General features: G+C 51.4%; 8 protein-coding genes and 1 tRNA gene. All 9 read right to left on the minus strand.

What is annotated here, in order from left to right; all coding sequences use genetic code 11:
• Positions 1-46: 46 nt before the first annotated feature.
• Complete coding sequence (locus M467_RS16190) at positions 47-538, minus strand: DUF2798 domain-containing protein (RefSeq protein ID WP_021065181.1); 492 nt, start codon at positions 536-538, stop codon at positions 47-49.
• Positions 539-682: 144 nt separating this feature from the next.
• The gene (gene glmS / locus M467_RS16195) at positions 683-2,479 is read right to left on the minus strand and encodes a glutamine--fructose-6-phosphate transaminase (isomerizing) (RefSeq protein ID WP_021065182.1); all 1,797 of its coding nucleotides are present in this window, start codon (positions 2,477-2,479) and stop codon (positions 683-685) included.
• 359 nt (positions 2,480-2,838) lie between these two features.
• Positions 2,839-4,197 carry a phosphoglucosamine mutase gene (gene glmM, locus M467_RS16200; protein WP_021065183.1) on the minus strand — a complete coding sequence of 453 codons (1,359 nt, stop codon included), beginning with the start codon at positions 4,195-4,197 and terminating at the stop codon, positions 2,839-2,841.
• Positions 4,198-4,232: 35 nt separating this feature from the next.
• Complete coding sequence (locus M467_RS16205) at positions 4,233-5,513, minus strand: CdaR family protein (RefSeq protein WP_021065184.1); 1,281 nt, start codon at positions 5,511-5,513, stop codon at positions 4,233-4,235.
• Entirely contained in the window at positions 5,514-6,374 is an 861-nt protein-coding gene (cdaA, locus tag M467_RS16210; RefSeq protein WP_021065185.1) for a diadenylate cyclase CdaA, read from the minus strand.
• 135 nt (positions 6,375-6,509) lie between these two features.
• Entirely contained in the window at positions 6,510-7,145 is a 636-nt protein-coding gene (locus tag M467_RS16215) for a hypothetical protein (RefSeq protein ID WP_021065186.1), read from the minus strand.
• Complete coding sequence (gene sigW, locus M467_RS16220; protein WP_021065187.1) at positions 7,142-7,717, minus strand: RNA polymerase sigma factor SigW; 576 nt, start codon at positions 7,715-7,717, stop codon at positions 7,142-7,144. Before sigW ends, M467_RS16215 begins: the two co-directional genes overlap by 4 nt.
• 141 nt (positions 7,718-7,858) lie before the next feature.
• Positions 7,859-8,761, minus strand: a complete 903-nt coding sequence (rocF, locus tag M467_RS16225) for an arginase (RefSeq protein WP_021065188.1) — start codon at positions 8,759-8,761, stop codon at positions 7,859-7,861.
• Positions 8,762-8,960: 199 nt separating this feature from the next.
• A tRNA-Ala gene (locus M467_RS16230) sits at positions 8,961-9,036 on the minus strand.

Consider the following 9,036-nt stretch of genomic DNA (forward strand, 5'->3'; position numbering starts at 1 on the left):
CAGTAAAAAGCACCTTTCCTCAATCGGAAAGATGCTGTGTCTAAAGTTAGGCGGCCTTCAGACGATTCCGTGCATGAATCGACTTCATAACGGCACGGGCAATCGGTTGGGCGAACAATAACTCAATCCAGAACGCGATACCAAAATTACGGAACCACGTCGGGAAGAAGTGTTGCAACGTATCAAAATTGATCTCCCCCATCCCGATCCACGGTCCGATAATCGTCATGAAAAATGAGATCAGCGAGACGTTCAACACGATGTTCAATAAAATTCGGGCGTTAAAGCCATCCATTTCTCCGGCAAATCGTTTGAATAGCATCCCGGCTGCCGGTTTGACGATGAAGCGAATCAAAATCATGAGCGCAATCCAGGCGAACGGGATGATTTTGAGCGTGTCGATATAATGGGCGACACTAAAGCCACGTTCCATCCCGACGATGATTGGTGCAATCGTGTTCACGGACAAGATCGAAATAATCAGCATGAACAAGACGCCTTCTTTTGGACTTTGAGGTAATCGGTCTTCTTGGTACATAAGTAAGCCTCCATACAACATATGATTTCAGAGGGTAGACGTATCTTGCGACATATATTTTCGGTCTATGACCAATATCTCTACAAACTGATTGTCATAGTGTAGCAAGTTGGAGGCCTGCTTCGTAAGCATTATTTTTTGAAATTATTCAACCGTCACCGATTTCGCCAAGTTACGCGGTTTATCGACATCACAGCCACGGGCGAGCGCGGCATAATACGCCATAAGTTGAATCGGTAACACCGTGATGAGCGGGGCGAGAATTGGTTCGACGTGCGGCAAGATGAACTCATCGTTCTCGTGCTCGACGCCTTGCATCGAGATGATACACGCGTTCGCACCACGGGCGACGACTTCTTTGACGTTGCCGCGGATGTTCAAGTTCGTCTTCGGTTGCGAGATGAGTGCGATGACCGGTGTGCCGTCTTCAATCAAGGCGATCGAACCGTGCTTGAGCTCACCACCTGGGTAGCCTTCCGCTTGGATATACGAGATTTCTTTTACTTTGAGCGCGCCTTCGAGACAGACCGACGCATCGAGGCCACGTCCGATGAAGAACGTGTTCGGCGTCGTCTTCAAGTAACGGTCCGACAAATCTTCGAACAGCTCTTTTTGCGACATGATCGAGTCCATGATTGTCGCGACACGCGCGAGTTCCGGCATCAACTCGAACGGCAACTCTTTCCCGTTCGCACGGGCGATGTCGTACGCGAGAATCGCGAGCACGGCGATTTGGGCCGTGTACGCTTTCGTCGACGCGACCGCGATTTCCGGGCCGGCGTGAAGGAGCATCGTCTCGTTCGCCTCACGCGAGAGTGTCGACCCCGGCACGTTCGTCATCGTGAGCGCCTTGTAGCCGCGCTTCTTCACTTCGACGAGGACGGCCCGGCTGTCAGCCGTCTCTCCAGACTGTGACAAGAAGACGAAGAGCGGACGTGAACTTAAGAGCGGCATATTGTAGCCGAACTCTGACGAGACGTGGACCTCGGTCGGGATGCCGGCAATCCGCTCAAGGATGTCTTTTCCAACGAGCCCAGCGTTATAACTCGTGCCACAGGCGACGATATAGATGCGGTCCGCTTCCGAGACGAGCGAGCGCACGCCTTCCGTCAGCTCGATGTCACCGTTCTCGTTCTGGTAGTGTTGGATGATGTTGCGGATGACGGCCGGTTGCTCGTCCATCTCCTTCAACATGTAGTGCGCGTACGTGCCCTTCTCGATGTCTGACGCATCGATCTCGGCCGTGTACGGGGCACGTTCGAGGACCTCGCCGTCGAGCGTCTTGATCGTCGCCGATTCGCGCGTCAAGATGACGATCTCGCCGTCGTGGAGCTCGAGGTACTGGTCTGTCACTTGGAGCATCGCCATCGCGTCAGACGCCACGACGTTGAACGTGCCGTCGCCGAGTCCGACGAGGAGTGGTGACTTGTTCTTACCGATGTAGAGGCGCTCTTGATCCTCTGAGTCGATCATCGCGATCGCGTACGAGCCGTGGAGCTCAGCCAACGTCTTGCGGAACGCCGCCTCGACGTCATTTAGCACGACGAAGTTCTTCTCCATGAGCTGGACGATGACTTCCGTGTCCGTCTCCGAGAGGAACGGGACGTCGAGCGTCGCCTTAATCTGCTCGTCGTTCTCGATGACACCGTTGTGGACGAGCGTGAAGCGGCCCGTCGTGCTCTGGTGCGGGTGGGCGTTCGGGACGCTCGGCACGCCGTGTGTCGCCCAACGTGTGTGACCGATTCCGATCGTGCCATCTACTTCTGCTGGGACGACTTCGCGTAGCGCAGCGATTCGGCCGACTTCTTTATGCACGTTCACGTTATCATGCATCAAAGCAAGACCTGCCGAGTCATAACCACGGTACTCAAGTTTTTCAAGACCTTTGAGAAGGATTTCCTTCGCTCCGGTGTTCCCAATCATTCCTACAATTCCACACATACAAAAATCTCCCTTTATTTTCGATTTCTCGAAAAAGGAAACGGGCTTTTTCTAAGAGCTGTCAACGCGCTCCCCTTTGGCCGTCCGGTCGCCCGGGCGTTTTGAGGGTTTGCTTGTAGTCGTGACAGGCGACTAGGAGGCATCCGCCGAAAACTCGATAACCTCCAACCTCGTCAACTCCGTAGAGTTCTGGCGCTTGTTTCGTACTGGGTGTCCTTCCGTTTCTAAGGGCACGCTCTTAATAGTACAAATCACACCTCCATTCGTCAAGAAAATCACATAATTTCACAGTGACAAAACGGAAACAAAAAGGGAACCCGCAGACGGATTCCCTTGTTTTATTCCCTATTTCGACAAAATTATCCTTCTACACCGTAATCTTCGCGAACAACTTGTGCAATTCGTTCGACATAACGGTCACACTCTTCTGATGTCGGTGCTTCCGCCATGACGCGCACGAGCGGTTCCGTACCAGAAGCGCGGACGAGGATGCGGCCGTTGCCGTTCATTTCTGCTTCCGCTTCTTGAATCGTCGCGAGAACGCGGTCGCCGTTCATCGCCTCGTTTTTGTCTGTGACACGGATGTTGACGAGTTTTTGTGGGTAGACCGGCATCTCAGCCGCGAGTTCTGATAGCTTGCGGCCTGTCGTCTTCACGATTTGGGCGAGTTGAACGCCAGAGAGCATGCCGTCTCCCGTCGTCGAGTGGTCGAGGAAGATGAGGTGACCCGACTGCTCGCCACCGAGTGTGTAGTTGTGTTTCTTCATCTCTTCGACGACATAACGGTCACCGACCGCCGTCTGAAGCGCCGTCATACCAGCATCTTCAACCGCTTTATGGAAGCCGAGGTTACTCATGACCGTCGCGACAATCGTGTTGTCTTTGAGACGGCCTTTCTCGCTCAAGTACTTCCCGCAGATGTACATGATTTTATCGCCGTCGACGATATCACCGTTCTCATCGATTGCAATCAAGCGGTCGCCGTCGCCGTCAAAGGCGAGACCCATGTCCGCTCCTTTTTCACGAACGAACTGTGCCAAATGCTCAGGGTGTGTCGAGCCGACACCTTCGTTGATGTTCAAGCCGTTCGGCGAGTTGCCAATCGTCGAGACGTTCGCTTCGAGGTCAGCAAACAGACGTGCTGCCAATCCGCTCGTCGCACCATGGGCGCAGTCAAGGGCAATATGGAGACCGTCGAAATCTTCGTCAACCGTCTGTTTCAACATTTGAAGGTACTTCTGTGCACCCTCGTAGTAGTCTGAGACAAAGCCGAGGTCTTTTCCGACCGGGCGTGGCAACGTGTCTTCCGCCGCATCCAAAATCGCTTCGATTTCCGCTTCTGTCGCGTCGTCGAGCTTGAAGCCGTCGCTACCGAAGAACTTGATGCCGTTATCGGCTACCGGGTTGTGCGATGCCGAGATCATGACACCAGCCGTCGCATCGAGCGACTTCGTCAAATAAGCGACACCTGGCGTCGAGATGACGCCGAGACGCATCACTTCGGCTCCGATTGATAGGAGACCCGCGATGAGCGCACCTTCAAGCATATGACCTGAAATGCGTGTGTCACGGCCAATCAATACTTTTGGCTGTTCGCCGGCTGGCAAGTGTTTCGATAACACGTAGCCGCCCGCACGACCTAAACGATATGCTAACTCCGCTGTCAATTCTGAGTTCGCGACACCGCGGACTCCATCAGTTCCAAAATATTTACCCATAAATTCAATTCCTCACTTTTGTATGATTGAACGCCTCATTGAATCGAGGACGTTTCGGTTTGTTCATCGACGCTCGTTAACTCGATGTCGATTGTCTTCGGTGAGACGACGGTCACACCTTTTGGTACTTCATAGTCGACGTCGACCCCGTGTAACCCGCTCGGGAGGCCCGTCAAATCCAAGGTCACACTCACACTGTTCGACGTGATGCTCTCTAAGAGGGACCGCTTCCCGGACAAGGTGACCCCGATCACTTCAGGGGCTTGGAGCGTAAAGTTCGTTCGGTCATATCCTCGTACGGTCACAGGTACTGTCAATCGGACTCGTTCCGTCAATTCACCTGTGTCGTCTCGCGACTCATCCGCCGCTCGAACGAGCAATTGGACTTCCACTTGCTTCATCTCAAGCGATGAGGCACCCTCCGGCACGGCGAGCGTTGCGGTCACTTTTCCGGTCTTGTCGATGCCGTCTAAATCGATTGGCTCCGTCTCGACGGTGTCGATTGCATCGAGCACGTCTGGTGGCGCAAAGACACGGACTTCCGTTTCTTCTAGCAACGTGTCGACGAGTCTGAAGTCCTCGGCCACGTCACCGGTCGTCACCGCCTCAATCGGGAAGACGGCACTTTGTTCGTAGACCGGGACCGACACACTGATGATGTTCGGTTCGACGGTAACATTGAGCGGATTGCCATTGGCATCTAAAATCGTTGGCGTCAATTCACGCGTGAACGTTTGACTTTGATTGGCGACATCGACGTTTAACGTGATTTCTTGAACGTTTTGAATCCGACTGGCACCGCCCGACACTTTCACTGTCGTCGGTTCGATGTCGGCGTCACCGACCACTTTTCCTTCTGGCAATTGGTCTTTATTCAATAGGTTGACCGACACCGGGACTTCGACCGTCTGTTTGCGGTCAATATAGATTTCGACCGTATCCCGCTCGAGTTCGACGTTGACGTCTCCGCCAAAGCCGCGTGCCTCGACCGGAACGCGATGGAAGCCTGTCCCAAGGTTCGTTAAATCGACGAAGACTTGATAATCTTTCACCAACTTGGTCATCGTCAAACTGCTGGACGGACCTTGCAATTCGACGCTCATTTCTTCTGGGACGTTATATGCCACGTACTGCACCTCATCGAAGAACACTTCGACGGGAACGTCGAGTGTCATCGAACTTTGTCCGACAATCGGGAGGGCGTTTGTGGAGTTGGTCGACGAACTCGTCTCGGCGACCATGAAATAAAGTAGGATGGCTAAAGCAAGTGCGATGACGCGGAGAAACCATTTATGTTGTAACCACTGATCAATCACTTACTTGTCCCCCCCTTTTTTATTGAAGAACGAGAGTGTCGTCTCTTTTTCTTCAATAACGAGTTCTTGGATCAATTTATTGCGAAGTCCCTCCTCATCCAACTCTCGATACAGACGTCCCGCGATCGCAAGCGACACGGCGCCTGTTTCTTCAGAGACGGTGAGCGTCACGCTATCCGTCACTTCACTGACCCCGATGGCGGCCCGGTGTCGGGTACCTAGCGCTTTATCGATATGTGGACTTTCCGACAATGGTAAATAACAGGCTGCTGCCGCAATTTTCCCATCTTGGATAATCATCGCCCCATCATGGAGCGGGGTGTTCGGAATGAACAGGTTGATAATCAGTTGTGACGTGATGTGTGAATCCATGCGAATCCCGGTCTCGACATATTCATTCAATCCCGTATCGCGTTCAATCGCAATCAGCGCACCGATGCGACGTTTTGACATATATTGTGCCGAGCTGACAATCGCTTCAATCATTTGACGCTGTTTATCCTCGTCACTTGTGCTCGTGCGACCGAACAAGTTACTCGTTCGCCCTAGATGCTCGAGCCCACGTCGGAGTTCCGGTTGGAAGATGATGATAATCCCAAGTAATCCGTAGGTGATGACCTGGTTCAATAAGAACTGTAACGTCTTCAACCCAAAGAATCCGCTGAGGAACCAGCTGACAAGGATAATGGAAATCCCTTTAATCAATTGGACCGCTTTTGTCCCACGTACAATCATCATCAATTTGTAGATGACATACGTGACGACGACAATATCTAAAACGTCATTCAAATAATCGTACCAATGTACGTTTTCTGAAAGACTAAAGAATGATAAGAATGAAACCTGTTCAAGTAGCGGCAAATGCTCCCCTCCTCAACTACCTAGCCAATTCGTGCAAATTACATTATATCACATTTCTGAAACCACGCATCGCCAGACGATAAAACGAAACCAGATTGAAACGAACCAAAAAGACGCCGTCTCCGGCGCCTTCTTTTAGAAGATTTGTTTGAACGAATACCACATCCACTCAAACATCCGATCGATTTGTTCGAGTTCTCCCGTGACTTCTCCAGCGCTAGCCAGATAAGCCCGACCATTTACGGCCGTCGCGTTCCCGTTGACCGTCCCTTCAATCCGGAGGTCACCGCCTTGCACCGTGATGTCCCGCTCGACGGTTACACCTTGTGGGACGACCACCTCGTTCGATGTCACAACGATGCCCGGCACTTTCGTGTATGTCATCGTCTCCGTCGATTCATTCCATAAGCCAAGTGTCGCGCTCGACATCAAACTAAAGAAGAGAGCGGCCGCCATCAGTCCTGGATGCTTACGGAACCACGTCATCCATTTAGATTGTGGTTTCTGTTTCGTCCGGACTTTTTCTTCAAATCGAGTCACTGGTGCGACCTCGACCCGTGCTTTCGCTTTCGGTAAGGACGCCATGACACGGGCTGTAAAATCATCGGATAGTTTGGGCCGTGGTAAGGCCTTCAGTTCGGCATCTATTCGTTCGTAGTGGAGGTACGCTTCATATAACTCATCGTCCTCCAACAATTGACGTAGTTCGTCAGATTCTTCGGGCAGGATGCCATCTTCCAAATATTGTTGTACTTTTTCTTCAGGAGTCAATTGAACCCCTCCCTGTTTTGAAAGATTGTTTTTAACATTTCTCTTCCCCGGAAGATCCTTGTTTTAACCGTAGCAACCGGCATATCGATCATGACGCTAATTTCCTTCAGCGATAAGTCATCCACGTATTTCAACAGCAATGGAATCCGATACTTGTCGGGCAGCTGTTTAATCGCTTCATGCATCTCACCTCGAATTTCGCGATGAACGACTTGGGCGTCGGGTTGGGGTGCTTCATCAGCCAAGTGGTCCTGATAGGTCAAGCCATCGGTGCCCGCAATCTCGGCATCCATTGAGTATTCCGGCTTTCGCTTTCTCAGACGGTCGATTGCCACGTTTGTCGCAATCCGGTAAATCCACGTCTTGAACTTGTACTGGGGATCGTACGTATCGATTCGGGTATACGCCCGAATAAACGTCTCCTGGGCAGCATCTTCCGCTTCGCCTCGATCATATAATATCTTATAAGCGACAGCAAAGACACCATCCTTGTACAGTTCTACCAGCTCAGCAAACGAATCATGATTCCCCGACCTTAATTCGTCGACTAAACGGGTGGTCAGCCGTTCCATCAGTCCACTTCCCCTCTCCGCAACCTATGCGGTCATCCTTCTATACGGATTTGTCTCTATGTAGGTTTCATTAAAATCGCATGACAATAAAAAAAGTTTCCAAGTCCATTGTAGCAAACAGACTTGGAAACTGTAAGGTCGTCAGACAGTTTCACTTTCCAATAACAGGTTTTCTTTGGATTTCAAAATCGTCTTACATAACTCGAACGCCAACTGGGCCGTTGTGTCATCATGATCGAGCGATGGATTTAATTCTACGAGTTCGACCGCAATCAAATCGTCAGCCTTCATCACTTCGGCCAAGATGGCTTTACCTTCTTCGGCGGTCAGTCCTTGATCGACTGGCGTTCCGGTACCTGGAACAAGTTTCGCATCCAAGCTATCCATATCGAAGCTAAGATAGAACCGATCCACACGTGCGCGCAAATAAGCGAGTGCCTCGTCCATCATGACGTCGACGCCCCGTGTCCGAATCTCTTCGACTGTGATGACTTTAATGCCGAGTCGATTGATCTCTCGAATTTCACCTTCGTCGATATCCCGAAGCGCCATATACACCAAATGTTCGGGCGCGAGTTTCGGTTCACGTCCACCGACCTCAGTCAGGCGGATATCTCCCATCCCCATCGCCGCAGCAAGTGGCATCCCATGAATATTGCCCGATGGTGAGGTCTCACCCGTGTTCAGGTCAGCGTGCGCATCGACCCAGATGACACCGTATGGCCCCGTTTTGGCAAGACCCGCCAGCGTTCCGATTGCCATGCTGTGATCGCCCCCAACGATCAACGGGAATCGCTTCGCTTGAATGTCTGCATCGACGACCTCCGCGAGTTCTTGGACCGTGTATAAGACTCCATCTACCCGCTTCAAATGCTCTTCACTGTTAATCATTTCAGATTCAGGTAAGACACGGATCGTCTGTTGCTTCGTTTCTGCTGGCAATAGTGTTTCCAATCCGAGTGTCCGTAATTTTGATGGACCTTGCTCTACGCCATGTTTCCCCTGTCCATAACGTAGCGGTACTTCAATATATGACCAATTCATCCCCATTCCCCCTTGAACGTTTATAGTTTCATTGTAAACGCTACCAAACTCGTGGTTCAACTTCACACAATGATGAATAAACATACAAAAAGGCAGCCTGAATGGTGGCAGGCTGCCTTTCTCTGTACTCTCAAGTGAATGGTTCATGGATTTAGGCAAAAAAAAACTTAAGTCATAAGTAACTTAAGAAAAAAACAAATGGTGGAGCCTAGCGGGATCGAACCGCTGACCTCCTGCGTGCAAGGCAGGCGCTCTCCCAGCTGAGCTAAGGCCCC

The organism is Exiguobacterium chiriqhucha RW-2, from assembly GCF_000416965.1.
GTDB lineage: Bacteria > Bacillota > Bacilli > Exiguobacteriales > Exiguobacteriaceae > Exiguobacterium > Exiguobacterium chiriqhucha.

Bases quoted from the DNA above. Each gene is read 5' to 3' on its own strand.
- M467_RS16190 (WP_021065181.1), bottom strand. From the start codon at position 538: ATGTACCAAGAAGACCGATTACCTCAAAGTCCAAAAGAAGGCGTCTTG.
- sigW (WP_021065187.1), bottom strand. From the start codon at position 7,717: ATGGAACGGCTGACCACCCGTTTAGTCGACGAATTAAGGTCGGGGAAT.
- glmM (WP_021065183.1), bottom strand. From the start codon at position 4,197: ATGGGTAAATATTTTGGAACTGATGGAGTCCGCGGTGTCGCGAACTCA.
- glmS (WP_021065182.1), bottom strand. From the start codon at position 2,479: ATGTGTGGAATTGTAGGAATGATTGGGAACACCGGAGCGAAGGAAATC.
- rocF (WP_021065188.1), bottom strand. From the start codon at position 8,761: ATGAATTGGTCATATATTGAAGTACCGCTACGTTATGGACAGGGGAAA.